This window comes from Sphingobium sp. HDIP04 (genome assembly GCF_000445085.1).
In the GTDB taxonomy this organism is placed as follows: domain Bacteria; phylum Pseudomonadota; class Alphaproteobacteria; order Sphingomonadales; family Sphingomonadaceae; genus Sphingobium; species Sphingobium indicum.
The window spans coordinates 11,934-37,195 of the sequence record NZ_ATDO01000094.1; the positions used below are offsets into that span (position 1 = coordinate 11,934).

Sequence of the window (25,262 nt, forward strand, 5' to 3'; positions counted from 1 at the left end):
CATGGTCCAGGGGATGGCCGCGGCACGGTCCTCCGTCTGAGCGACGCTTCACGCAGCGGGAGCTGCTGTCCGCATGCCGGGCGCAAGAGCGTCCGTCCGGCATGCAGGCGGCTTCCGTCCGGTTCGCAGACGCCGACGGGGATCGTCCCTATGACCATATCGTCCCATGCGCCGTCCGGCCGCCTGCGCCGCCGCGCCGCCGGCATGTTCGCCGGGCTCCTCGCCGCCAATCTGGCCGCCTGGATCGCGGCCTTCGCCATTTTCGCCGGCGACCCCGTCATGCTGGGCACGGCGCTGCTGGCCTGGAGCCTGGGCCTTCGCCATGCCGTCGACGCCGATCACATCGCCGCCATCGACAATGCGACCCGCAAGCTGATGCAGGATGGCCAGCGGCCCCTTGCCGTCGGCTTCTGGTTCGCCATCGGCCATAGCGGCATCGTCCTGATCGCCGCTGTCCTCATCGCCTTCGCCGCCAATGCGCTGAGCCGGGTGGAGGCCGCTGGAGCCATTGGCGGCACCATTGCGACGATCGTGTCGGCAACCTTCCTCTTCGCCATCGCGGCGATGAACCTGATCATCCTGCGATCAGTGCTCAAGACCTTCAACCATGTTCGAAGGGGCGGCGCCTATGTCGATGAAGACATGGACATGCTGCTCGGCAGCCGGGGTCTTCTGTCGCGCCTCTTCCGGCCGCTTTTCCGGCTGGTGACGCGAAGCTGGCACATGGCGCCGCTCGGCTTTCTCTTCGGCCTGGGCTTCGACACCGCGACGGAGGTCGCCATTCTGGGCCTGTCCGCCGGCCAGGCGGCCAGCGGCCTTTCCATCGCGACCGTCCTCATCTTCCCCCTGCTCTTTGCGGCGGGCATGGCGTTGATCGACACGGCGGACGGCGCGCTGATGATGGGCGCCTATCGATGGGCGTTCGTGAAGCCGATCCGCAAGCTCTACTACAACATCACCATCACGCTGGCGTCGGCGCTGGTCGCGCTGCTCATCGGCGGGATCGAGGCGGCGGCGCTGCTGGGCGACAGGCTCGGCCTCCGCGGCGGCGCATGGACCCTGGCCGCCGACCTTGGCGATCATTTCAACAGCCTGGGCTTCGTCATCATCGGCCTGTTCGCCGCCTGCTGGCTGCTGAGCTGGGCCATCTACCGCTGGAGAGGTTTCGACGAGATCGAGGTCGCCTCCATCGCCGGCCACCAAGCACAGGGAAATCCCGCGTGAAGAAGATCCCCGCCACCGTCATCACCGGCTTTCTGGGCGCCGGCAAGACCACGCTGATCCGTCACCTCATCGAACATGCGGGCGGTCGTCGCCTCGCCCTCATCATCAACGAATTCGGCGATGTCGGCGTCGACGGCGCGCTGGTGCAGGGCTGCGACGACGAAGCCTGCCCGGACGAGGACATCATCGAACTGGCCAATGGCTGCATCTGCTGCACCGTGGCCGACGATTTCCTGCCGACCATGCAGAAGCTGCTCGACCGGCCTACCCCGCCCGATCACATCATCATCGAAACCAGCGGCCTTGCCCTGCCCAAGCCGCTGGTCAAGGCGTTCCAATGGCCCGACATCCGGACGCGGTCGACGGTCGACGGCGTGATCGCCCTGATCGACGCCGATGCGCTGGCGGCGGGCCGCTTCGCCCATGACGAGGCGGCGCTCGCCGCCGCCCGCGCGGCCGACCCGACGCTGGATCATGACAGCCCCATCGAGGAACTGTTCGAGGACCAGCTTGCCTGCGCCGACCTTGTCCTGCTCAACAAGACCGATCTCGTCGCGGCGGACCGGCTGGCTGCGCTGGAGCAGGGACTGGCCCGGGAAATCCGCGCCGGCGTGCGCATCCTCCGCACGGCGAGGGGAGAGATCGATCCGGTGATACTGCTGGGCCTGGACGCCGGGGCGGAGGACCGGATCGATGACCGCCCCTCGCACCATGACGGGGAGGAGGAGCATGACCATGACGATTTCGAGAGCTTCATCGTCGACCTGGGCGAACTGGCCGGTCCGGAACCGCTGCTGGCGGCGCTTGCGCGGAGCATCGCCGCGCACGACATTCTGAGGGTCAAGGGCTTCCTTGCCATTGAAGGGCGCCCGGCCCGTCTCGTGCTGCAAGCCGTCGGCCCCCGCATCCAGCATCATTATGACCGGCACTGGCAGGCCGGCGAGCCGCGCACGTCCCGTCTGGTGGTGATCGGCCAGAGCGGCATGGACCGCGCCGCCATAGAAGCCGCACTCGGCGCGCGGATGGCTGCCGCCTGATGCATCTGCTGACCGCCACGCCCGGCGCCGTTTCCAACGGCGAGGAGGCCATCGACCTCGGCCAGTCGCCGGGCGATATCGTGCTGCTGACCGTGGCGGACAGCGAACTCGCCTGTTTCGCGAGGGCCGCCCATGTCCTGGCGCAGGAACTGGGCGGGGCGGCGCCCGAAATCCGCCTCGCCAACCTCCTCCAGCTCAAACACCCCTATTCGGTCGATCTCTATGTCGAGAAGGTCGTCGCCCACGCTAAATTCGTCTGCGTCGTCCTGCTGGGCGGCAAGAGCTATTGGCCCTATGGCATTGAAGAAATTGCGAATATCGCCCGGGAAAGGGGCATAGCCTTCGCGGCGATCGCCGATGGGCGAGAGGACGATCCAGAACTCTCCGCCGCGTCCACCGTCGCGGCGGAGAGCTGCGACCTCCTGCGCGACTATCTGCGGCAGGGCGGCATAGCCAACGCCGTCGCCTTCCTGCGCAACGCAGCCCGCCTTGCCGGCTTCGACGCGGGCGTTCCCGATGCGCCGGTTCCGGTGGCCGACGCCGGCCTTTATTTGCCCGGCAGCGATCGACCCACGCTGGATCAGGTCAGGAACAGGTGGAAGGCGGGGCAGCCGACCGCTCTCTTCCTCTTCTACCGCGCCCTGATGATCGCTGGCACGCTGGACGCCGTGGACGGCATGATCGCAGGACTAGAGGGGGCGGGCCTCAACGTCCTTCCCGTCCATGTGCGCGCCTTGCGCGAACCCTTCGCCCGTGATTTCCTGCAAGGGCTGATGGCGCAAGCGCCGCCGGACGTCATCCTCAACGCCACCGCCTTCGCCGCCAGCGCGCCGGGCGAGCCGCGCACGCCCTCCATCCTCGAACAGGCGGACTGCGCGATCCTCCAGACGATCTTCGCCAGCGTGGACCAGGGCGCCTGGGAATCCAGCGCCCGCGGGCTTGGCCCTCGCGACCTCGCCATGCATGTCGCGCTGCCCGAAGTGGACGGCCGCCTCTTCACCCGTGCAGTCGCCTTCAAGGCCGCAGCGCGGTTCGACGAGCGCACGCAATGCGGCATCGTCGTGCCCCAGGTTCTGCAAGATCGTGTCAGCTTCGTATCCCAACTGGCTGCCAACTGGTCGAAACTGCGAACCACGCCAGTGGACGAACGGCGGGTCGCCCTGATCCTGGCCAACTATCCCAACAGAAATGGCCGCATCGGCAACGGCGTCGGCCTCGACACGCCCGCCAGTGCCGCCGCCATTCTGAAGGCCCTGTCGGAAGCGGGCTACAGGACCGGCGAAGCCCCTGCTGACGGCGCCGCGCTCATGCAGCGCATGACGGGCGGCATCACCAACGCCGCCCCGGACGGTCCTGGCGAAGTCGCCCTGCCGCTCCAGGCCTATGACGCGACCTTCGCCACCCTGCCCGAAGGGGTCCGCCAAGCCGTCCGGTCCCGCTGGGGCGCGCCCGAGGCCGATCCCTTCTTCCGCGACGGGGCATTCCGCCTGCCGGTGCATCGCTTCGGCCATATCGCGCTCGCCGTCCAGCCTTCGCGGGGCTATCATGTCGATCCCAGGAGCAGCTATCACGACCCGGCGCTGCCGCCGCCCCATGCCTATCTTGCCTTCCATATCTGGCTGGCCGGCGTTTTCGGCGCCGATGCCGTCGTCCATGTGGGCAAGCACGGCAATCTGGAATGGCTGCCGGGCAAGGCGATCGGGCTGTCGGAAAACTGCTTTCCCGAAATCTGCGCCGGGCCGATCCCGCAAATCTATCCCTTCATCGTCAACGACCCCGGCGAAGGCACCCAGGCGAAGCGCCGCATCGGCGCCTGCATCGTCGATCATCTGACGCCCCCGCTGACCCGCGCGGAAACCTATGGCCCGCTGAAAGAATTGGAGGCGCTGGTCGACGAATATTATCTGGCCGCCGGCATGGACCCGCGCCGGCTGGAAACGCTGCGCAAGGACATTCTCGCCCTTGCCGCCTCGCAAGGGTTGGACAAGGATGCAGGGGTGCAGGGAGGCGGAGACGATGCCTTGGCGGCGATCGACAACTATCTGTGCGACCTTAAGGAAATGCAGATACGCGACGGGCTGCATGTCTTCACCCGCAGCCCGGAGGGCGCTCTCCGCCGCAACCTGCTGATCGCCCTTGCCCGCTGCCCCAGAGGGTTGGACGAAGGCCGCCAATCACTGTTGCGCGCCTTGGCGGATGATCTTGAGTTGGGCTTCGATCCGCTCGACTGCATCATGGGGACGCCGTGGACCGGCCGTCGACCGGAAGCGCTCCGGCACGTCACCTCTGCCCCCTGGCGTACCACCGGGGATACGGTGGAACGGCTCGAACTCTACGCCATTGAACTGATGGACCGTCATTCCCGCGAAAGCGGGAACCCATCTCCCATAAGCAGCCCCAAGCGGAACATTCAGGAGATGGATCCCCGCCTTCGCGGGGACGACGACTGGGCATTACAAAGAACCGCAGCGGTTCTCACCGTGATCGAGCAAGATCTCGCCCCCCGCGTCGACGCCTGCGGGAAAGCTGAAAAAACCGCGCTCCTGAAAGCCCTCGACGGTCGTTTCGTCCCTCCCGGCCCATCCGGAGCGCCGACCAGGGGCCGCCCGGACGTCCTTCCCACCGGCCGCAATTTCTATTCGGTCGACACCCGCGCCGTACCCACCGTCGCCGCCTGGAATCTCGGCCAGCGCTCCGCCGACCTCATCGTGCAGGACTATCTCCAGCGGGAGGGCGACTATCCCCGCGCCATCGCCCTGTCCGCCTGGGGCACCGCCAATATGCGCACCGGCGGCGACGACATCGCGCAGGCGCTGGCCCTGATGGGCGTCCGCCCGCGCTGGGATTGGGCTTCGGGCCGCGTCATCGGTTTCGAGGTCATGAAGATCGCTGAACTGGGCCGTCCCCGCGTCGACGTGACCTTCCGCGTCTCCGGCTTCTTCCGGGACGCCTTCCCGGAACAGATCGACCTGATCGACAGCGCCGCCCGCGCCGTCATGGCGCTGGACGAGCCGGAAGAGGACAACCCCGCCGCCGCCCGCCACCGCGCTGAAACCGCCGCGTTGATCGCGGAGGGCATCTCCGAAAAAGCCGCCCATCGCCGCGCCGGCAGCCGCGTCTTCGGCTCGAAGCCCGGAGCCTATGGCGCGGGCCTCCAGGCGATGATCGACGAGAAGATCTGGCACGACCGCGCCGACCTGGCGAACGTCTATCTCGACTGGGGCGGCCATGCCTATGGCGGCGGCGTGGAGGGCGATGCCGAACGCAACCTCTTCGCGAAGCGCCTGACCCAGGCCGACGCCCTGATCCAGAACCAGGACAATCGCGAGCACGACCTGCTCGACAGCGATGATTATTATCAGTTCGAAGGGGGCTTGGCCGCGGCGGTCGAGCATCTCTCCGGCAGGAGGCCGCTCAGCTATCATAACGACCACAGCCGCCCGGATCGCCCCGTCGTCCGCACGCTGGAGGATGAGATCGGCCGCATCGTCCGCGCCCGCGTCACCAACCCCAAATGGATCGCGGGCATGATGCGTCACGGCTACAAGGGCGCGTTCGAGATCGCGGCCTCCGTCGACTATCTCTTCGCCTTCGCCGCCACGACCCATGCGGTGAAGGATCATCATTTCGACGCCGTCCACGCCGCTTTCATAGAGGATGAGGCGGTCCGCGCCTTCATGGCGGAGGCCAATCCGGCAGCCCTGCGGGAGACCGCCGCGCGCCTCCGCGAAGCGCTGGACCGCGCCCTTTGGAAACCCCGGTCGAACAGCGCCGCCATGCTTCTCTCCCAACTCAAGGATGCCCCGCAATGATCGAGCGCACGCCCGAACAACATGCCGAAAAAATGAAGAAGAAACAGGCCGCCCATGACAGGATCATGGCGACCAAGACGCAGGAAAAAGGCCTGCTGATCGTCCACACCGGCAAGGGCAAGGGCAAGACGACCGCCGCGCTCGGCATGGTGGTCCGCGCCATCGGCCATGGCCGGAAGGTGGGCGTCGTCCAGTTCGTGAAGGGCGCGATGACCACCGGAGAAAAACGGGTGTTCGATGCGTTTCCGGACAATGTCGAATTCAAGCCCATGGGCGAAGGCTTCACCTGGAACACGCAGGACCGGACGCGGGACATTGCCCTTGCACGCGAAGCATGGGATGAGGTGAAACGCATGATCGCCGATCCGGCCTATGACATGGTCCTTGCCGATGAACTCAACATCGTATTGCGCTACGACTATCTTCCGGTCGAAGAGGTGTTGGAGGCCGTGACCGCCAGGGGCGAAATGAAGCATGTCATCGTCACCGGCCGCAACGCGCCCGACGCGCTGATGGAGGCGGCCGATCTCGTCACTGAAATGACCCTCCTCAAACATCCCTTCCGCAGCGGCGTGAAGGCCCAGCCGGGAATCGAATTCTGACACGCACCGCCTTCGACATCGCCGCCTTCGAGGAACTGGTCCACCTGCGCCGCGACGTGCGCCATTTCCTGACCGATCCGCTGGAGGAGAGCGAGGTCGAACGGCTCCTCGCCCTCGCTCACAGCGCGCCGTCGGTCGGGCTGTCGCAGCCCTGGCGTTTCGTCCGCGTCGAAACGCCCGCCCTGCGCGAGCGTCTTGCCGTCCATGTCGACGCCCAGGTCGCCAAGGCGGGCAAGATGTACGAAGGGGAGGAGGACAGGCTCTACCGCAGCCTGAAATTGCACGGCCTGCGCGAAGCGCCGGTGCTGTTCGCCGTCTATTGCGACGAAGGCACGGAAACCGGCCACAGGCTGGGCGCGATCACCATGCCGGAGGCGCGCCGCTATAGCTGCGTGATGGCGATCCACACGCTCTGGCTCGCCGCCCGGACTCGCGGCATCGGCATGGGGTGGGTGTCGATACTGGACCGTGCGACGGTGGACGCGATGCTCGCCATTCCGGAAAACTGGCGATGCCTTGGCCTGCTGTGCCTGGGCTATCCAGTCAGCGAGGAGGCGACGCCGGAACTGGAAAGGCGCGGCTGGGAACATCGGACGGACTGGCATTCGACGATAGTGACTCGCTGACAATTCCCCTCCCGCATGCGGGGGATTGAAGGCCTCTTCCCTTTCCCTTCCTCTCCGCCTATGAGCAGCCTTGGAACGGGCCATGCCCGCTCCATCGATCGCGTCGGTGCCCCGCAAGGGGCTTAAATGGGAACGCGGTGCGGGAGGATGCTCCCTAATCCGCGGCTGTCCCTGCAACTGTGAGCGGCGAGCAAGGCAAGGACGGCCTCCCGAGCGGGCGGCCAGCCACTGGAGCGATCCGGGAAGGCCCCTGCCGAAGCTGTGACCCGCAAGCCAGGAGACCTGCCGAACGCAAGGGTCGCTCTAGCCATGGTCCAGGGGATGGTCACGGCTCGGTTCTCCGCACGGGCGACGAATGCGGCTGGGGGAAGCATCCTCCGGTCGTCGTTGCGATGTGGGAGGTGAAGTCCGTTGCCAGACGCGCACAGCGCATCGTCCGCCGCCATTCGCGGCTGGTGTCCGACGGCATGGCGCCCGATGATGGCGGGCGACGGGCTGCTGGTGCGGGTCCGTCCCCCGCAGGGCCGCCTCGCCCTCCCGCAGGCCTTCGCCCTTGCCGAAGCCGCCCGCCTTCACGGCAACGGCCTGATCGACCTCACCAACCGGGCCGCGCTTCAGCTTCGCGGCGTGACGGAGCAAAGCCACGGCCCGCTGCTCCGGCAGCTCGTCGCCCTTGGCCTCGCCGATGCCGATCCGGCCCGCGAAGCGCGTCGCAATTTCCTGCTCGCGCCGGATTCAACGCCCGGCGACGACAGCGAAAGCATCGCGCTCCGCCTGATCGCCCATCTCGACGACCTGCCCCAGCTTCCCTCCAAGATCGGGATCGCCATCGACGCGGGGCCTGCCCCCTGCCTCGCGGGGGTTCCCGCTGACTTTCGCTTCGAACGAAGCCAGGCGGGCGCGCTGCTGTTGCGGGTGGAGGGACGCCCCATGGGCTCGCCCACCAGCGTCGAAACGGCGGCGAGCGACCTGATCGCGCTTGCCCGCTGGTTCCTTGCCACGGGCGGCGCGGCATCGGGCCGCGCAGCCAGGCATGGCGCGCCGCTGCCGATGGCCGCTGAAATGGCGCCCGCGCCTTCCCGCGCACTTTCCCACGTGCTGGCCAGCGCATCCGGGCCGTTCCACGCCGTCCCCTTCGGCCAGATTGACGCCGACGGCCTCATCGCGCTGACGCGAAAACGGAACGTCGCCGCCCTGCGCCTGACGCCATGGCGCGGCCTGATCCTGGAAGGCGGCGCGCAACGCGCCGGTCACGCCCCCCCGGACGGCCTGCTGCGCGTCGATGCCTGCCCCGGCGCGCCCGCATGCCCGCAGGCAAGCGTCGAGACCCGCGGCCTCGCTTCCCGGCTCGCGCCCCTTGTCGAAGGGTCGCTGCATGTTTCGGGCTGCGCCAAGGGCTGCGCCCGCCAGGGAACCGCCAAGCTGGTCCTTACCGGCCGGCAGGGCCGCTTCGACCTGTCGCGCAACGCCCGCGCCGGATCGCCGCCGGAAAAGACCGGCCTCACCGCCCGACAAATCCTCGCCCTTTTCGGAAGGCCCTGATGCCCCATAGCTACGAAACCGACGGAGCCGCCATCTACCGGCAGTCCTTCCGCACCATCCGCGCCGAAGCCGACCTTGCCCGTTTCTCGACCGAGGAGGAACGAATCGCCGTCCGCATGATCCATGCGGCGGGACTGGTCGGACTTGCTTCCCATATCCGCTTTTCCCCCTCCTTCGCCCTCGCCGCCATCGCCGCGCTTCGGGCGGGCGCGCCGATCCTCTGCGACGCGCGCATGGTGTCGGAGGGCATAAGCCTGAAGCGCCTGCCCGCCGCCAATCCGATCCTCTGCACGCTGAACGATCCGCAGGTGCCCGCGCTGGCGGCGCGCATGTCCAACACCCGGTCCGCCGCCGCGCTCGAACTCTGGCGGCCGCATCTGGGGGGTTCGCTGGTGGCGATCGGCAATGCGCCGACGGCCCTCTTCCACCTGCTCGACATGCTGGAAGATCCGGCCTGTCCCCGTCCCGCCGCGATCATCGGCTGTCCGGTCGGCTTCATCGGCGCGGCGGAATCGAAGCAGGCGCTCTGGCAGAGCCAGCCCGTCCCCTGCTGCATCGTGGAGGGCCGCCTGGGCGGCAGCGCCATCACGGTCGCGGCGGTCAATGCGATAGCGAGTCCAGCGGAATGATGGGCGGGACCATCCATGGCGTGGGCCTGGGACCGGGCGCGCGGGATCTGATGAGCGTCCGGGCCGACCGGCTGATCCGCGACGCCCGGCACATCGCCTATTTCCGCAAGAAGGGGAGGCCGGGTCATGCCCGCGGTATCGTGGAGGGCATGTTGCATCCCGATGCCGTCGAATTCGCGATGGAATATCCGGTTACGACGGAAATCCCGCTGTCCGATCCGCGCTACAACGATCTGCTTTCAGCCTTCTATGCCGATTGCGCCGCGCATCTGGACGGGCTTTCCGCAGGAGGAGAGGATGTGGTGGTCCTCTGCGAAGGCGATCCCTTCTTCTACGGCAGCTTCATGCACCTGCACAGCCGCCTCGCCGGGCCGGTGAAGATCGTCCCCGGCATCACCGGCATGTCCGGCGCCTGGACCGCCAGCGGCGCGCCGATCGGTTGGGGCGACGATGTGCTGACGGTGCTGATGGCGACCCTTCCGGAAGAGGAACTGGTCCGCCGCATCCATGACAGCCATGCCCTGGTCGTCATGAAGATCGGCCGCAACCTTCCCAAGCTGCGCCGCGCCGTCGAAGCGGCAGGCAAGCAGGACAGCGCCTGGCTGGTCGAATATGCGACCATGGCGGATCAGCGCATCGTCCCGCTGGCGCAGGCGACCGGCGTCGCCCCCTATTTCTCTATCCTGCTGGTCCACGGGCAGGGCCGCCGCCCATGACCGGCTGGGTCGCGGCAGCCGGTCTGGGCCCAGGGGCGGATGCGCTCATCACGCCGGAGGTGTCGGATGCGCTGGCGCAGGCGACCGACGTCATCGGATATATCCCCTATGTCGCGCGGGTGGCGCAAAGGCCCGGCCTCACGCTCCACGCGTCGGACAATCGCGTCGAACTGGACCGCGCCGTCCATGCCCTGACCCTCGCCGCCCAGGGCAAGCGGGTGGCGATCGTTTCCTCCGGCGATCCGGGCGTCTTCGCCATGGCCTCCGCCCTGTTCGAGGCACTGGAGGCAGGGCCGGAGGGTTGGCGCGACCTCGACATCCGCGTCCTGCCCGGCATCACCGCCATGCTCGCCGCCGCAGCGCGGGCGGGCGCGCCGCTCGGCCATGATTTCTGCGCCATCAACCTGTCCGACAATCTGAAGCCCTGGCCGCTGATCGAGCGCCGCCTGCGCCTCGCGGCGCAGGCCGATTTCGCCATGGCCTTCTACAATCCGCGTTCCCGCTCGCGGCCGGAGGGTTTCGGGCGCGCGCTGGCCATCCTGCGCGAGGAATGCGGCGAGGACCGGCTCATCCTCTTCGCCCGCGCCGTCTCCACGCCGGAGGAAATGTTGCGCGTCGTGCCGTTGAGCCGGGCCACGCCGGACATGGCCGACATGCGCACCATGGTGATCGTCGGTTCCAGCCGCACCCGGCTGATCGATCGCTCCGGCCCGCCGATCCTCTATACGCCCCGTTCCGCCGCATGACCCAGCCATTGCAGCACCCCGGCGACCTCATGCGTCACCAGCGCGGCCGGGCAGGCCGGACGCCCGATCATCACGACCGGCAGTCCGAGCGTCCGCGCTGCGACCAGCTTCGCCTGCGCGCCGCTGCCCCCCGCATTTTTCGACACGACGCAATCGATGCCATGGGCGCGCATCAACTGCATGTCGCCCTCCACCGTGAAGGGACCGCGGTCGATCACCAAGGCATGGTCGGGCAACCCCGGCGCAGCAGCGGGCATGTCGACGAAGCGCAGCAGATAATGATGCTGGGGCTGCGCGGCGAAGGCGTCCACATGCATGCGCCCCAGGGCCAGCATCACGTTCCGCCTCGCTCCCGCCAGCGTCGCCACCGCCCCTGCCAGGTCAGGCACATGGGTCCAGCGGTCCCCCTCCGCAGCGATCCATGGCGGGCGGGTCAGCATGATATGCTTCACCCCCGCTTCCCGCGCCGCGGCAACGGCATGCTCGCTCATCGTCGCGGCGAAGGGATGGGTGGCGTCCACCAGATGGGTGACGCCTTCCTCGCGCAAATGGCGCGCGAGGCCGGCCATGCCGCCGAAACCGCCGACGCGCACCGGCACCGGCTGCGCCCGTGGTTTGTCCGTCCGCCCCGCATAGCTCAGGACAGCGTGCATGCCCCGCTCAGCCAGAGCAGCCGCCAGCGCGCTCGCTTCCGTGGTTCCGCCCAGAATGAGGATATTGGACATGGCCGATACTCCTGACGCTCCGTGGCTGACGATCGTCGGCATCGGGGAAGACGGCCTGAATGGCCTGTCGCCCGCTGCCCGCGACGCGCTGGAGAGGGCCGCGCTCGTCGCCGGATCGCCGCGCCATCTCGCGCTCCTGCCGGGCCTTAGGGCGGAAAGCCTAGCCTGGCCAGTCCCGTTCTCGGCCGGCGTCCCGATGCTGCTCGCCCGCCGTGGAGACCCAACCGTCCTGCTTGCATCCGGCGATCCCTTCTGGTTCGGCGCGGGGAGCAGCATCACGCGGCATTTGCGGCCGGATGAATGGACGGCGCATCCTGCCCCCTCCACATTCTCCCTTGCCGCGGCGCGGCTGGGCTGGGCGCTCCAGGACGTGGAATGCCACGGCCTCCACGCCGCGCCGCTGACGCGGTTGCGCCCCGGCCTCGCGCCCGGTCGCCGCGCCATATTGCTGCTGCGCGATGGCCCGGCGGTGGGACAGCTTGCCGCCTGGCTGACGGAACAGGGCTTCGGCGGCTCAACCCTGCATGTGCTGGAAGCGCTCGGCGGACCCCGCGAGCGCATCCGCCAGTGCACCGCCGAAGCGCTGGACCTTGCGGACATCGCCCATCCCGTCGCGGTCGGCCTGTCCGTGGCGGGCGAAGGCAGGACGCTCCCCTGCGCCAGCGGCATCCCCGACGACTGGTTCGACCATGACGGCCAGATCACCAAGCGCCCGGCCCGCGCCCTGACCCTGACCGCCCTGGCCCCCCGCCCCGGCGAGACATTGTGGGACATAGGCGCAGGTTGCGGTTCCGTCGCCATAGAATGGCTGCTCGCCCATGGCTCCACCCAGGCCATCGCGTTCGAGGTCGATCCGGACCGCGCCGGCCGGACACGCGCCAATGCCCTTCATCTGGGCGTCGACCGCCTGACCGTCATGGAAGGCAGGGCGCCCGACATCCTGACCGGCCGGACTCGTCCGGAGGCCGTCTTCATCGGCGGAGGGCTGAGCCAGTCCCTGCTCGCGGCATTGTTCGCGCTGCCCGGCGGCCCCACGCGCCTGGTCGCCAATGCCGTCACGCTGGAATCCGAAGCGCTGCTTGCCAAATGGCATGCCGACAAGGGCGGCGATCTGCTTCGCATCGAACTCGCGCAGGCGGCGTCCCTGGGCAGCCGTCGCGGCTGGCGTTCCGCCTATCCGCTGGTGCAGTGGAGCGTGACGCTATGATCATCGCCGGTTTCGGCTTCCGCCACGGCGCGTCGCTCGCTTCGCTGGAATCGGCACTGGAGCGGGCGACGGGCGGCATGATCGCCGTGGATGCGCTTGCAACCCTCGACGGCAAGACCCAGCAGCTTGCGCCATTGGCGCGCAAGCTCGCCCTTCCCCTCATCGCCGTCGGCGTGGAAAGGCTGGCGGAACAGCCCGTGGCCACCCGGTCTCCCGCCAGCATGGCCGCCTATGGCGCCGGCAGCGTCGCCGAAGCCACGGCGCTCGCCGCCCTGACGCAAAAGGGCCGCCTGCTTGCCCCCCGCGCCCTCTCCTCCGACCGCCTTGCAAGTTGCGCCCTGGCCGAAAGCCCTGCCCCATGACCGTTCATTTCATCGGCGCCGGTCCCGGCGCGCCCGACCTCATCACCCTGCGCGGGCGCAACCTGATCGCGAGTTCTCCGGTCTGTCTTTATGCCGGATCGCTGGTGCCCGCCGCCTTGCTCGATCATTGTCCGCCGGGGGCGCGGATCGTCAACACGGCGCCGCTCACCCTGGACGAGATCGTCGCCATCATCGTCGATGCCCATCAAGCGGGGCATGACGTTGCGCGCCTTCATTCCGGCGACCTGTCCGTCTGGTCGGCCATGGGCGAGCAGCTTCGGCGGCTGAAAGCGATCGGCATTCCTTTCAGCATCACGCCCGGCGTCCCCTCCTTCGCCGCCGCCGCCGCCGCCATCGGCGCCGAACTGACGCTGCCCGAACTCGGCCAGTCGGTGATCCTCACCCGCACGCCTGGACGGGCCAGCGCCATGCCGCCGGGCGAAAGCCTCTCCGCCTTCGGCGCGACCGGCGCGACGCTCGCCATCCATCTTTCCATCCATAACCTGGCCCAGGTGGTGCGCGACCTGATCCCGCATCATGGCGCCGATTGCCCCGCGGCCGTAGTGTGGCGCGCAAGCTGGCCGGATCAGCGGATCGTGCGGGCGACGCTCGGCACCATCGGCGAAGCCGCTGCGGACGGACCCGAACGGACCGCCATCATTCTGGTCGGCCCGGTGCTGGGCAGTCAGGATTTCGCGGAAAGCAGCCTCTATGCGCCCGGCTATGACCGCCGTTTCCGACCGGCCAGCGCCGACTCCGCCTTCGTCGACAAGCCGTGACGCCGGGCCTTCTGATCGCGGCGCCCCGATCCGGATCGGGCAAGACGACCGTCACGCTCGGCCTACTGCGGGCCTTTTCACGGCTGGGCGTCAGGGTGCAGCCGTTCAAGTCCGGACCCGACTATATCGACCCTGCCTTCCAGCAGGCGGCGAGCCGCCGCCCGTCCTTCAACCTCGATAGCTGGGCGATGTCCGCACCGCAGATGGCGGCCATTGCGGGCCGGGCCGACGCAGAGCTGATCGTCGCTGAAGGCGTGATGGGCCTGTTCGACGGCGCCCCGGCTATCGGGGAAGCCGGCACGGGGGCGAGCGCGGACATCGCGGCGCTGTTCGGCTGGCCTGTCCTCCTGGTCATGGACGTGTCGGGCCAGAGCCAGTCCGCCGCCGCCATCGCCAGCGGTTTCCGCGACCTGCGGTCCGATATTTCCATGGCCGGCGCGGTCCTCAACCATGTCGCCAGCCAGCGCCACGAACGGCTGATCCGCGCCGCGATGGAGGAGGCGGGCATCCCCGTCCTGGGCGCGATCCCCCGCTCCGCCGCGCTCCGCCTTCCGGAGCGGCATCTGGGTCTGGTCCAGGCAGCCGAACAGGCCGATCTCGACCAGATTGTCGACTGCATGGCGGACATCGTCGCGACCCATGTGGACCTGAACGCCATCCGCCGCGCCGCGCGGTTCGCCACGCCGCAAAATCATGCGGCGATGCCGATCCTGCCGCCGCCGGGCCAGCGTATCGCCATCGCCCGGGACCAAGCCTTCTCCTTCACTTACGCGCATCTCCTGTCCGGTTGGCGCGATGCGGGCGCTGAAATCCTGCCCTTCTCCCCCCTGGCCGACGAAGCCCCGGCGGCCGATGCCGATGCCGTCTGGCTTCCCGGCGGCTATCCCGAACTGCATGCGGGCAGGATCGCGCAGGCGGCCCGCTTCCTCTCCGGCCTGCGCCGCCACGCGCTGGACCGCCCGATCCATGGCGAATGCGGCGGCTATATGGTGCTGGGCGAGGCGCTGATCGATGCCGACGGACAAGCGCACGCCATGGCCGGCCTGCTCGGCCTCGTCACCAGCTTCGCGGAACGGCGGCTCCATCTTGGCTACCGCCGCGCCCGCTTGCTGGCGCCGATGGGCGGAATGCCCGCAGGAGCGATGCTGAACGGCCATGAATTCCATTATTCCACCATCGTCGAGCAGCCGGACAGTCCACTCGCTCATGTGACCGACGCGGAGGGTCAGGCGGTTCCCTCGACGGGATCGCATCGCGGCCGCGTCACCGGCAGTTTCTTCCACCTCATCGCGCCCTCTTCGAAAGCCTCCTCATGATCGGCATCGACCTTATCGGCATCGGCACGGGCAATCCCGATCACCTCACCCGCGCCGCGGCGAAGGCGATGAACGACGCCGACCTCATCCTGCTGCCGCGCAAGGGCGCCGCCAAGTCCGACCTTGTCGACCTGCGCCGCGCCATTTGCGCCGAACTGCTGACGCAGGCGGTGAAGATCGTGGAATTCGACATGCCCCGGCGAGCCGACCGGACCGATTATGTCGGCGCCGTGCTCGACTGGCACGACGCCATCGCCGCGCTCTGGATGGAGCAGATCGCCCGGCATCTTCCGGACGGGGGCAGGCTTGCCCTGCTCGTCTGGGGCGATCCGTCGCTTTATGACAGCAGCCTGCGCATCGCAGGGCGCCTGCCGGGCGTGAAGGTCCGCGTCATTCCCGGCATCACCAGCATACAGGCGCTGACAGCCGCCCACGGCATCTGCCTCAATGACCTTGCCGAACCCGTGCTGATCACCACCGGCAGGCGCCTCGCCGAGCGAGGCTGGCCGGATTGCGCCGACACCCTCGCCGTCATGCTGGATGGCCATTGCGCCTTCCAGGCCGTGGCGGCCGAGGGGATCGACATCTGGTGGGGCGCCTATCTGGGACTGCCGCAGGAGGCGATCATGCGCGGGGCATTGACCGAGGTCGGGGCGGACATCGTCCGGCGACGGGCCGCGCTTCGGAAGGAGCATGGCTGGATCATGGATATTTACCTGCTGCGCAGGCAAAGACCCGGTTGAAATGTCGGAACTGGATTCCTGCCCACGCAGGAACGCGGCGTGCTTCCGTCAGGCGACGTTGGGCATCAGTTCTATGATGGGCCTGCTGGCCGTCTGCCTCATGCCGCTCGACGCCGTTTCGGCCCGGCGGCGGAACTCGGCGGCCATCGCCTGGTGCATCATGCGCGCCGAAGCATCCGCGGTCGTCGCCGCCAACTGGTCATGCATTCTGGCCCGGTCGAGACATTCTTCTGGCGTAAGAGCATTCGTCATGAATCGAACTCCTGCCTGTCGCAGGGCTCGTCCTCTCCACCGCCTTTCGAGCGACAGATCCGACTTCGCCCACGAAAAACCGGCGCACAACTTAGCCTTTCCCGTCATCGATTGAAAATGGAATCTTGCCGACGCCCTTTTCCCGTCCGCCAGGCGCAACGGTTCAGCGCAGCCAGGCCATATTGGGCTGCGCGCTGTGGCTCTTCAGTTCCTTGCGTGTTTCGGAGTCGACCTCCTTCAACAGCACCTCATAACCCCAGAGATTCGCCAGATTTTGCAACACCATGGCGGCATCGCCCGCATCCAGTTGCACGCCGTCCAGCACCGCATGTTCGACGATCAGCTTGCGGTCCCCGGCCAGGTCGACATCGACCACCTGAATGTCCGGTTCCTGCCGCCCGATCTCATATTCCCGCGCCAAGGAGCGGCGAATCCGCCGGTAGCCGCGCTCGTCATGGATGGCGTCGACCCGCAATTCCGACTCGCCCTGCTTGTCGAGTATCTTGAACAGCCGCCATTGCCGGATCAGATGGGGGCTGAGGAATTGCGAGACGAAGCTTTCGTCCCGGTAATTGGCCCAGATATCCTTCAGCACCTCCATCGCGTCGCCCGATCCGGCGATTTCGGGGAACCATTCCCGGTCCTCCTCGGTCGGTTCGCGGCAGATGCGTTCTATGTCCGACATGATGCCGAATCCTAGGGCATAGGGGTTGAATCCGCCAAATTGTCCTGAATCATAAGTGGGTTGGTAGACGACATTGGTATGGGATGACAGGAATTCCATGAAGGAGCCGTCGGTGATCCAGCCCCGTTCGTGCAGCGTCGTCATGATGCGATAATGGGTGTAGGTGGCGCAGCCTTCGTTCATCGCCTTGGTCTGGCGCTGCGGGTAGAAATATTGCGCGATCAGCCGCACGATCCGCAAAATCTCCCGCTGCCAGCTTTCCAGCCGGGGGCCGGACTTTTCCAGGAAATAGAGGATATTTTCCTGCGGCAGTCCCAGCGCGGCCCGCCGGGCGTCGCTGGGGATGGCGTCCGCCTTCGCGCCGGTGGGCACGGTGCGCCACAGATCGTCATAGATGCGGTCGCGATAGGCCTGCCGTTCCGCCTCCCGCGCCGCCTCCGCCTTCAAGTCCCTTGGACGGACGCGCGGATAGCGATGGACGCCCTGGTTCATCAGCGCATGGGCGGCGTCCAGCACCCGTTCGACCGGCAACTGGCCGTAGCGTTCCTCGCACTGGGCGATGTAGCGCTTGGCGAATTCCAGATAGTCGAGAATGCCTTCCGCGTCGGTCCATTGCTTGAAGACATAATTATTCTTGAAGAAATGATTATGTCCAAAGGCGGCATGGGCGATGACCAATGTTTGCATCGTCGCGCTGTTTTCCTGCATCAGATAGTTGATGCAGGGATCGGAGTTGATCACCAGCTCATAGGCGAGGCCGCGAAGCCCCTTGCGGTACATCATTTCATTGGTCACGAACTGCTTGCCGAAGGACCAATGTTTGTAGAAGAGCGGCATGCCGATGGACGAATAGGCGTCCAGCATCTGTTCCGCGCTGATGATCTCTATCTGGTTGGGATAGATGTCCAGCTTCATTTCCTGGAGCGCGATCGGCTCGATCGTGTCGTGGATGCGGTTGATGAGGGAAAAATCCCAATCGCTGCCCGTGAACAGCGGGGCGGGCGCCAGCGCGACCGTCATGCCGACCTCCCCATCATGAACTCCGCTCCGCCACGCCCTTGCGCTGGAACAGTTCGCGGAAGACGGGGTAGATTTCGCGGCGGTGATGCACCTTGCGCATCACGAAATTGCGGTTCGCCTCCGAAACCGGGGCATAGGCCTGCCACAGGCCGGTGGTCGTGCCGATCGATTCTATGTCGGCGAATTCCTCCCGCCCGACCTCCAGATAGGCGAAATATTGGCTGAAGGGCAGGATTTCCTGCTGCATCAGGCTGACCACCCGGCCATTGTCCGACTGCATGGTGTCGCCGTCCGACGCCTGCGCCACATAGATGTTCCAGTCGTCGGGCCGGAAGCGTTCCTGCACCACCTCTATCAGCTTGTCGAGCGCGCTGGACACCAGCGTGCCGCCCGTGACCGTGCTGTAGAAGAAGGTCTGTTCGTCCACCTCCGCCGCCCGGTCGGTATGGTGGATGAACACCACCTCCACATGTTCGTAGCAGCGCGAGAGGAACAGGTGCAGCAGCGCGAAGAAGCGCTTCGCCAAATCCTTCATATGCTCCGTCATGGAGCCGGAAACGTCCATCAGGCAGAACATGACGGCTTGCGCGACGGGCTTGGGCACGGTTTCGAACCGGCGGTAGCGCAGGTCGACGGGGTCGATATAGGCGATGAGGTTGCGGCGGCGGATGATGGTGGAGCGTTCCTCCCGCAGCGCCTCCAGCCGCGTGGCGTCGTCGGGCAGAGGCGGGGTGCGCGCCTCGATCAGGGCGATTTCCTCCTCGATCCGGGCGAGGTCGGCGCCCTTGGGACGGCGCAGCGCCAGGCGGCGCGACATCGCCTTCTGCATGGTGCGCGGGACGGACAGGTTGGAGGGATTGCCCGCGGTCGAATAGCCCGCCCGCCTGATGCCGTCGACCGCGCCGCCGATCAGCCGCCTTTTGGCCAGGTCCGGCAGTTCCAGATCGTCCAGGAACAGGTCCAGAAATTCCTCCCGGCTGAGCGCGAACTGGAAATCGTCATTCCCCTCGCCCTGCCCCGCCTTCGACCCCGCGCCGGCGCCGCCGTCGGGGCGCTTGATCTTGTCCCCTTCCATATAGTCGTGGTTGCCGGGGAAGACCCGTTCGCGGCTGCCGCCCTGCGCGGCGCGGTGCAGCGTCGGTTCGTGGATGACGTCGCGCTGGATGGAAATCTGGCCTTCCTTGTCCAGATCCTTGATGCTGCGGTCCTTCAGGCTGTCGCGCACCGCCTGCTGCACATAGGCCCTTGCCCTTCGCAGGAAGCGCTGTCTGTTGACCAGGCTCTTGCCGCCTGGGTTCAACCGTCTGTCGACTATGTGCATGGCGGGCTTGGCGCCTCCATCAACCGGCCTGTTTCACGCGGATATACCATTCGACCAGGCGCCGGACCTGCCGCTCCGTATAGCCCCTTTCGATCATGCGCGCGACGAATTCGTCATGCTTGGTCGCGGTTTCGCCGTCCTTCTTCGACCCGAAGCTGATGACCGGCAGCAGATCCTCGACCTGGCTGAACATCCGCTTTTCGATGACTTCGCGGATTTTCTCGTAACTGGTCCAGGACGGGTTGCGGCCGTCGTTGCTGGCTCGCATGCGGAGGGCGAATTTCACGACTTCGTTGCGGAAATCCTTGGGGTTGGCGATGCCTGCCGGCTTTTCGGTCTTGGACAGTTCCTGGTTGATGACCTCCCGGTCCAGAAGCTGGCCGGTGTCGGGGTCCTTGAAGTCCAGATCCTCGATCCACGCATCGGCATAGGCGACGTAGCGGTCGAAGAGGTTCTGGCCGTAATCATGATAGGATTCCAGATAGGCCTTCTGGATTTCATTGCCGATGAATTCCGCGTAGCGCGGGGCCAGTTCGCCCTTGATGAACTCCAGATAGCGGGATTCGACTTCGGCGGGGAATTGTTCCTGCCGGACCATGCCCTCCAGCACGTACATGAGGTGGACCGGGTCGGCCGCGATCTCATTGGTATCGTGGTTGAAGGTGGCCGACAGCGCCTTGAAGGCGAAGCGGGTGGAGATGCCCGACATGCCCTCGTCCACGCCCGCGGCGTCGCGATATTCCTGGAGGCTTTTCGCGCGCGGGTCGATTTCCCGCAGCATTTCGCCGTCATAGACGCGCATCTTGGAGTAGAGATTGCTGTTCTCATGCTCGCGCAGGCGGGTCAGGACCGAAAAGCGGGCCAGCATGTCCAATGTTCCCGGCGCGCAGGGGGCTTTGTTGAGGTCGGATTCCCGCAGCAGCTTTTCGTAGACATGGCGTTCTTCGGTGGCTTGCAGGCTGTAGGGGACTTTTATGACGTAGATGCGGTCGATGAAGGCTTCGTTATTCTTGTTGTTCTTGAAATTGGCCCATTCCGATTCATTGCTGTGGGCCATGATGATGCCGGTATAGGGGATGGCGCCGATATTCTCCGTGCCGATATAATTGCCCTCCTGCGTCGCGGTGAGCAGCGGGTGGAGCATCTTGATCGGCGCCTTGAACATCTCGACGAATTCCAGCATGCCCTGGTTCGCCCGGTTGAGGCCGCCGGAATAGCTGTAGGCGTCCGGATCGTTCTGGGAGAGCATCTCCAGCTTGCGGATGTCGACCTTGCCGACCAGCGAGCTGATGTCCTGGTTGTTCTCGTCGCCCGGCTCGGTCTTGGCGATGGCGACCTGCCGCATGCGGGAGGGCATCATGCGCACGACCCTGAACTGGGAGATGTCGCCGCCATATTCGTCCAGGCGCTTGCGGCACCAGGGGCTGATCATGCCGGTCAGCCGACGGCGGGGGATGGCGTAATTTTCCTCTATGAAGTCGCCATGCGTCTCCGCGTCGAACAGGGCGAGCGGGCTTTCGAAGATCGGGCTGATTTCATCCCCCGCCTTCAGCACATAGATGGGGTGCACCTCCATCAACGCCTTCAGCCGTTCGGCCAGCGACGACTTGCCGCCGCCCACCGGGCCGAGCAGGTAGAGAATCTGCTTGCGCTCCTCCAGTCCCTGGCTGGCGTGGCGCAGGAAGCTGACGATATGCTCTATCGTCCCTTCCATGCCGTAGAAGTTGGTGAAGCTCTTGTAGCGCCGGATCGTCCGGTTCATGAAGATGCGGCCCAGCCGCTGATCGCGGGACGTGTCAATGATCTCAGGCTCGCCGATGGCGGCAAGCAGCCGCTCCGGCGCCGATGCGTGCATCAATGGATCGTTGCGACATCCCAGCAGATAATCTTCGATGGACATTTCGGCCTGGCGCCGATCATCGAACTTCCGCGTGAAGCTGGAAAACAGCTCATTCTTTGTCACTGGCGACTCCCGCTAAAGTAGCCGTGGAATATATATAGACCCATATGGTCCGTAAAAACAGTGTAATAGAAGGATGGCAGGTTAAAAAATTTAAATCTGCGCCGAATTTTATCCGAAAACTTCTTTGCAAAAGAACGCACGATGCTTGTCCGGCTACGCAAGAGCATTTCCGGCATTTGCACGACCGTCATATTGCGGCCGGCAACATCTTTGCCGCGCCGCCGCCATGCAGCGTCTTCAAATCGGCGCGACGATCCCCCGCCGCGATCTGATGCATAGTGTCACCTGAGGCCTTGAGAGGGAAGAGGGTAAAGGAGATAATCTCGCCAGGGCCGCGTTGGTTCCATCCGCAGGCATCGGCTTCGGGCGAGAGGGACCACCGCAAACCCTCCTGTCATGCCGAGATTTCTCAGCATGAAAGATTGGAATGCGCCCTCGCCGCAAGGTAAAAAGCCGAAGCCGTTACGCCCGCATGTCGATCGTCGCGACCAGCCCCCCGTCCGGCGCGTTGGTCAGCCGCACCGACGCCTGGAAGCTCAGCGCCAGGGATCGGGCGATGGTGAGGCCAATGCCCGTGCCCGGCCGCCCGCCCGGCTGCCCCGCCACGCCGCGGGTGAAGGGTTCGAACATCTGGTCCAGTTGATCGGGCGCGATGCCCGGCCCATGGTCCCGCACCTCGATCAGCACGCGCCCGCCCTGCCGCATGCAACTGACATCGGCGCTGCCGCCATATTTCACCGCATTGTTCACCAGGTTGCTGATGCAGCGGGTCAGCGCATTGGGCTTGACGCGGACCGTGCCGCCGCAGCCCGACAGGAAACGAACGGGCGATCCCAGGTCCTGCGCGTCCTCCGCCATGCTGGTGAGCAGGGAATCGATGTCGATCATCGACCAGTCCTCCTGCGCCTCGGTGCTCGCCGCCAGGTCCAGCCCCTCGCGCACCAGGGTCATCATCGCCTGGTGATCCTGCAACAGCCGCGCCCGCAACTCCTCATTCTCCACCAGTTCCAGCCGCAGCCGCAGGCGGGTGAGCGGGGTCTGAAGGTCATGGCTGATCGCGGCGAGCAACTGCGTCCGCTCGGCAAAACCGGCGCGCACCCGGCGCTGCATCAGGTTGAAGGTCGACAGTGCGGCCCGCACCTCCTCCGGCCCGCGTTCGGGGATTTCCTCCGGATCGACCGACACCGAAAAGGCTTCGGCCGCCCGCTCCAGCCGTCGCAGCGGCTTGGCGACGAAGCGCGCGACGACGATCGCCAGCCCCGCCGAAGACAACAGGATCAGCAGCAGGTAGATTGGCCTGGCAAGATTGCTGGGCGGCTTGGCGACCCGCGGCAGGTAAAGGGCGAGCGAGCGCCGCTGGCCCGTGCTGTCGGTGAAGCGGACGACCCAGCAATCGGGCCGTGGCGCGTCGATCAGGCCGGCCGCCCGATTATTGGGGTCGACCTTGCTCGCGGGGAAGCACAGCCCGACCGGCACCTGCCCCGCTTCGGGGTTGGAATATGGTCCGAAACGCACCTCCAGCGCGTCCGCCAGGGTGGGGTCCGGGTCCGCCAGCGCCACGCCTTCCGGCGCGGTCCTCGCCCCCATGATCTGCTGGTCCTTCAGCATCGCCTCTATCTTGACCGGATCGTGACTCAGTCGCTGCGCGATGTCGACGGCGCTGGCCACGACGCGCTGAAGGCGCCAGCGCTCGAAATCGAGATGCCGGGCCTGCTCCGCCACCAGCAGCGCCAGCACGGCGGCGATCGTCATGCCGACGGTCAGCAGCAGGAATATCTGCCCCACCAGCGACCGGAAAAAATTGCGCGCCCGCGCCACGACCGGGATCATCATGCGCCGATCATCCGCCCGTCATTCATAGGTCACCGTGCTCGCCAGCACATAGCCTTCGCCGCGCACCGTCAGGATCAGGCCGTCGCCGCCGGGGCTGTCGGCCAGTTTCTGCCGCAGCCGGCTGACCTGGAGGTCGATGGATCGGTCGAACGCCGCCGTCGCCCGGCGTTCAGGCACCAGCGCCTCCCGCGAGAGCACCACATTGGGTTCCTCTATGAAGCGGGACAGCAGGCGGAATTCGGCGGAGGACAGCATGATCAGCCGGTCGTCGCTGGCGATCAGCCGTCGCTGGAAGAGGTCCAGCCGCCAGGAGCCGAAGCGGGCGATCCGCGCCGCCTTCTGCCGCGCCGGATCCTCGCTGCGCGACCGCCGCAGCAGGTTGCGGACCCGAACCAGCAGCTCGCGCGGCTCGAACGGCTTGGTCAGATAATCGTCCGCGCCCAGTTCCAGCCCCAGCACCCGGTCGATGGCGCTGCCCCGCGCCGTCACCATGATGATCTGGACGCCGCTGCCCTGCGCCCGCAATTCCCGGCACAGCGACAGCCCGTCGCCATCGGGCAGGTTAAGGTCCAGCACGATGAGGTCGGCCGGCCGCGCCGCCATGATTCCGTGCAGTTCGCTCAGGCTGCCGGCCGCCAGCACCTCATAATGTTCCTGGGCAAGCTGGCCGACGATCAGTCCCCTTATGTCCTCGTCATCGTCGACGACGATCACGCGGAACGGGCGGGATGGCGGCATATCGGGCATCGTCTCCTTCTAACCGCAATCGCGGGCCAAGTCTGCGTTCGGGCTGCGGTCGTTACATATCGATACAATCCGCTACACAATGATCCAACCGGATGAAAAGTCGCTCTACCACGCGACAGGGCGAAGAGGGATGAGGGGCAGGTCGGCGCCAGCCACTGGAGCCGACCTTCGCCCGGCGCGCCCCTCCCTCCCCCTGCGCCGGGCGAAGTCCCCCAACTTCATTCCGGAACCGCCCGACGACCATGCCCAGCCGCCTCCCCGCCCTTCGGACCGCCCTCTTGGCGCTCTGCGTCCTGGTCGCCGCCTGCGGCCAGAGGGAAGCGCCCAAAAAAGGGCCGGTCGAGGTCGGTGTGGTGACGCTGGCGACGCAGGACGTGACAGTATCCACCGAACTGCCCGGCCGCACCGCATCCACCATGATGTCGGAGGTCCGGCCGCAGGTCGCCGGCGTCATCCAGAAGCGGCTGTTCACCGAGGGTTCGACCGTGAAGGCGGGCCAGCCCCTCTACCAGATCGATCCCTCGCTCTATCGCGCCTCCCGCGATGAGGCGCAGGCCACCCTGGCCAGCGCGCAGGCGACCGCCGCCGCCGCCCAGGCAAGGGCCAGCCGCTACCGCACGCTCGGCCAGAGCGAGGCGGTGAGCGCGCAGGACCGCGACGACGTCATCGCCACCGCCCGCCAGGCGGCAGCCGCCGTGCAACAGGCCCGCGCCACGCTCCAGACGGCTGGCATCAACCTCAACTTCACGCAGGTCCGGGCGCCCATCGGCGGGCGGATCGGCCGGTCCGCCGTGACGCCCGGCGCCCTGGTGACGGCCAGCCAGGCGACGCCGCTCGCCATCATCCAGCAACTCGACCCGATCTTCGTCGACGTGACGCAGTCGAGCGCCAAGCTGCTCCAGTTGCGCCGCGCGCTGGCGGCGGGCAAGGCGCTGCCCGCCAGCGCCACGATCCGGCTGAAGCTGGACGACGGCACCGATTATCCGCTGGAAGGCCGCATCGAATTTGCCGAACCGATCGTCGATCCGGACAGCGGCACCGTCACGCTGCGCGCCCGTTTTCCCAATCCGGACGGCCTGCTGCTGCCCGGCATGTTCGTGCGCGTGGTCGCGCCGCAATCGGTCGTGCCGAACGCGATCCTGGTGCCGCAGCAGGGGATCAGCCGCGATCCCAAGGGCAACGCCACCGCCCTGGTGGTGGACAAGGGGAACAAGGTGGAGCGGCGCACCGTCACCGCCGCGCAGGCCGTGGGCGACAAATGGCTGATTACCGACGGATTGCGGAGGGGCGACAGGCTGATCGTCGAGGGCACGGACAAGGTGCAGCCGGGCGACGCGGTGAAGGCCGTTCCCGTCGACCGGGCCGCGAGATAAGG

General features: G+C 66.7%; 22 protein-coding genes and 1 riboswitch. Of the genes, 15 read left to right on the forward strand and 7 right to left on the reverse strand.

Going from position 1 to position 25,262, the window contains the following annotated elements; all coding sequences use genetic code 11:
- The first annotated feature begins 150 nt into the window (after positions 1-150).
- The 9 genes from L286_RS37310 to cobJ all read left to right on the forward strand — a co-directional run bounded on the left by L286_RS37310 (position 151) and on the right by cobJ (position 10,934).
- Complete coding sequence (locus tag L286_RS37310; protein WP_020818055.1) at positions 151-1,224, forward strand: HoxN/HupN/NixA family nickel/cobalt transporter; 1,074 nt, start codon at positions 151-153, stop codon at positions 1,222-1,224.
- Positions 1,221-2,261, forward strand: coding sequence for a cobalamin biosynthesis protein CobW (gene cobW / locus L286_RS37315; protein ID WP_020818054.1), 1,041 nt, complete (start codon positions 1,221-1,223; stop codon positions 2,259-2,261). The genes L286_RS37310 and cobW overlap by 4 nt, the downstream gene beginning before the upstream one ends.
- On the forward strand, positions 2,261-6,073 hold the full coding sequence (gene cobN, locus L286_RS37320) for a cobaltochelatase subunit CobN (RefSeq protein WP_020818053.1): 3,813 nt from the start codon (positions 2,261-2,263) through the stop codon (positions 6,071-6,073). The genes cobW and cobN overlap by 1 nt, the downstream gene beginning before the upstream one ends.
- Positions 6,070-6,675 carry a cob(I)yrinic acid a,c-diamide adenosyltransferase gene (gene cobO, locus L286_RS37325; RefSeq protein ID WP_020818052.1) on the forward strand — a complete coding sequence of 202 codons (606 nt, stop codon included), beginning with the start codon at positions 6,070-6,072 and terminating at the stop codon, positions 6,673-6,675. Before cobN ends, cobO begins: the two co-directional genes overlap by 4 nt.
- On the forward strand, positions 6,672-7,301 hold the full coding sequence (bluB, locus tag L286_RS37330) for a 5,6-dimethylbenzimidazole synthase (RefSeq protein ID WP_218847698.1): 630 nt from the start codon (positions 6,672-6,674) through the stop codon (positions 7,299-7,301). Before cobO ends, bluB begins: the two co-directional genes overlap by 4 nt.
- 87 nt (positions 7,302-7,388) lie before the next feature.
- Positions 7,389-7,606, forward strand: a riboswitch (cobalamin riboswitch).
- Positions 7,607-7,778: 172 nt separating this feature from the next.
- The gene (locus tag L286_RS37335) at positions 7,779-8,843 is read left to right on the forward strand and encodes a precorrin-3B synthase (RefSeq protein ID WP_020818051.1); all 1,065 of its coding nucleotides are present in this window, start codon (positions 7,779-7,781) and stop codon (positions 8,841-8,843) included.
- A complete protein-coding gene (locus L286_RS37340; RefSeq protein ID WP_020818050.1) occupies positions 8,843-9,472 on the forward strand; it encodes a precorrin-8X methylmutase in 630 nt (209 codons plus the stop codon). Before L286_RS37335 ends, L286_RS37340 begins: the two co-directional genes overlap by 1 nt.
- Positions 9,469-10,188, forward strand: a complete 720-nt coding sequence (cobI, locus tag L286_RS37345) for a precorrin-2 C(20)-methyltransferase (protein ID WP_020818049.1) — start codon at positions 9,469-9,471, stop codon at positions 10,186-10,188. The genes L286_RS37340 and cobI overlap by 4 nt, the downstream gene beginning before the upstream one ends.
- The gene (cobJ, locus tag L286_RS37350) at positions 10,185-10,934 is read left to right on the forward strand and encodes a precorrin-3B C(17)-methyltransferase (protein ID WP_007686049.1); all 750 of its coding nucleotides are present in this window, start codon (positions 10,185-10,187) and stop codon (positions 10,932-10,934) included. Before cobI ends, cobJ begins: the two co-directional genes overlap by 4 nt.
- Here the strand turns inward: cobJ and L286_RS37355 are convergent.
- Positions 10,910-11,659: a cobalt-precorrin-6A reductase gene (locus tag L286_RS37355; protein ID WP_020818048.1), complete on the reverse strand. Its 750-nt coding sequence runs from the start codon at positions 11,657-11,659 to the stop codon at positions 10,910-10,912. The genes cobJ and L286_RS37355 overlap by 25 nt on opposite strands.
- On the opposite strand from L286_RS37355, the gene L286_RS37360 reads away from it, so the two are divergent.
- From L286_RS37360 to cobF, 5 genes are read left to right on the forward strand one after another with little or no spacing between them, the layout of a single operon-like run.
- Complete coding sequence (locus L286_RS37360) at positions 11,658-12,866, forward strand: bifunctional cobalt-precorrin-7 (C(5))-methyltransferase/cobalt-precorrin-6B (C(15))-methyltransferase (protein ID WP_020818047.1); 1,209 nt, start codon at positions 11,658-11,660, stop codon at positions 12,864-12,866. The two genes, L286_RS37355 and L286_RS37360, sit on opposite strands and share 2 nt — an antisense overlap.
- On the forward strand, positions 12,863-13,228 hold the full coding sequence (locus L286_RS37365; RefSeq protein WP_020818046.1) for a cobalamin biosynthesis protein: 366 nt from the start codon (positions 12,863-12,865) through the stop codon (positions 13,226-13,228). The genes L286_RS37360 and L286_RS37365 overlap by 4 nt, the downstream gene beginning before the upstream one ends.
- Entirely contained in the window at positions 13,225-14,007 is a 783-nt protein-coding gene (gene cobM / locus L286_RS37370; protein ID WP_020818045.1) for a precorrin-4 C(11)-methyltransferase, read from the forward strand. Before L286_RS37365 ends, cobM begins: the two co-directional genes overlap by 4 nt.
- Positions 14,004-15,323 (forward strand): cobyrinate a,c-diamide synthase, encoded by a 1,320-nt coding sequence (locus L286_RS37375; RefSeq protein WP_020818044.1) that lies wholly within the window; start codon positions 14,004-14,006, stop codon positions 15,321-15,323. Before cobM ends, L286_RS37375 begins: the two co-directional genes overlap by 4 nt.
- The gene (gene cobF / locus L286_RS37380) at positions 15,320-16,066 is read left to right on the forward strand and encodes a precorrin-6A synthase (deacetylating) (RefSeq protein WP_020818043.1); all 747 of its coding nucleotides are present in this window, start codon (positions 15,320-15,322) and stop codon (positions 16,064-16,066) included. The genes L286_RS37375 and cobF overlap by 4 nt, the downstream gene beginning before the upstream one ends.
- A 48-nt stretch (positions 16,067-16,114) precedes the next feature.
- Here cobF and L286_RS37385 read toward each other — a convergent pair whose 3' ends face one another.
- The 6 genes from L286_RS37385 to L286_RS37415 form a co-directional block, all read right to left on the reverse strand.
- Positions 16,115-16,318 carry a hypothetical protein gene (locus L286_RS37385; protein ID WP_013053898.1) on the reverse strand — a complete coding sequence of 68 codons (204 nt, stop codon included), beginning with the start codon at positions 16,316-16,318 and terminating at the stop codon, positions 16,115-16,117.
- Positions 16,319-16,481: 163 nt separating this feature from the next.
- Positions 16,482-18,023: a SpoVR family protein gene (locus L286_RS37390; RefSeq protein ID WP_020818042.1), complete on the reverse strand. Its 1,542-nt coding sequence runs from the start codon at positions 18,021-18,023 to the stop codon at positions 16,482-16,484.
- A 13-nt stretch (positions 18,024-18,036) separates the two neighbouring features.
- Positions 18,037-19,344, reverse strand: coding sequence for a YeaH/YhbH family protein (locus L286_RS37395; protein ID WP_025160842.1), 1,308 nt, complete (start codon positions 19,342-19,344; stop codon positions 18,037-18,039).
- Between the two features lie 19 nt (positions 19,345-19,363).
- Positions 19,364-21,307 carry a PrkA family serine protein kinase gene (locus L286_RS37400; RefSeq protein ID WP_020818040.1) on the reverse strand — a complete coding sequence of 648 codons (1,944 nt, stop codon included), beginning with the start codon at positions 21,305-21,307 and terminating at the stop codon, positions 19,364-19,366.
- A gap of 462 nt (positions 21,308-21,769) precedes the next feature.
- A complete protein-coding gene (locus tag L286_RS37410) occupies positions 21,770-23,140 on the reverse strand; it encodes an ATP-binding protein (protein WP_020818037.1) in 1,371 nt (456 codons plus the stop codon).
- 18 nt (positions 23,141-23,158) lie between these two features.
- Entirely contained in the window at positions 23,159-23,887 is a 729-nt protein-coding gene (locus L286_RS37415) for a response regulator (protein ID WP_007686066.1), read from the reverse strand.
- Between the two features lie 242 nt (positions 23,888-24,129).
- Between L286_RS37415 and L286_RS37420 the strand changes: the two genes are divergently transcribed.
- Positions 24,130-25,260, forward strand: a complete 1,131-nt coding sequence (locus L286_RS37420; protein ID WP_021223577.1) for an efflux RND transporter periplasmic adaptor subunit — start codon at positions 24,130-24,132, stop codon at positions 25,258-25,260.
- The last annotated feature ends 2 nt before the right edge of the window (positions 25,261-25,262 follow it).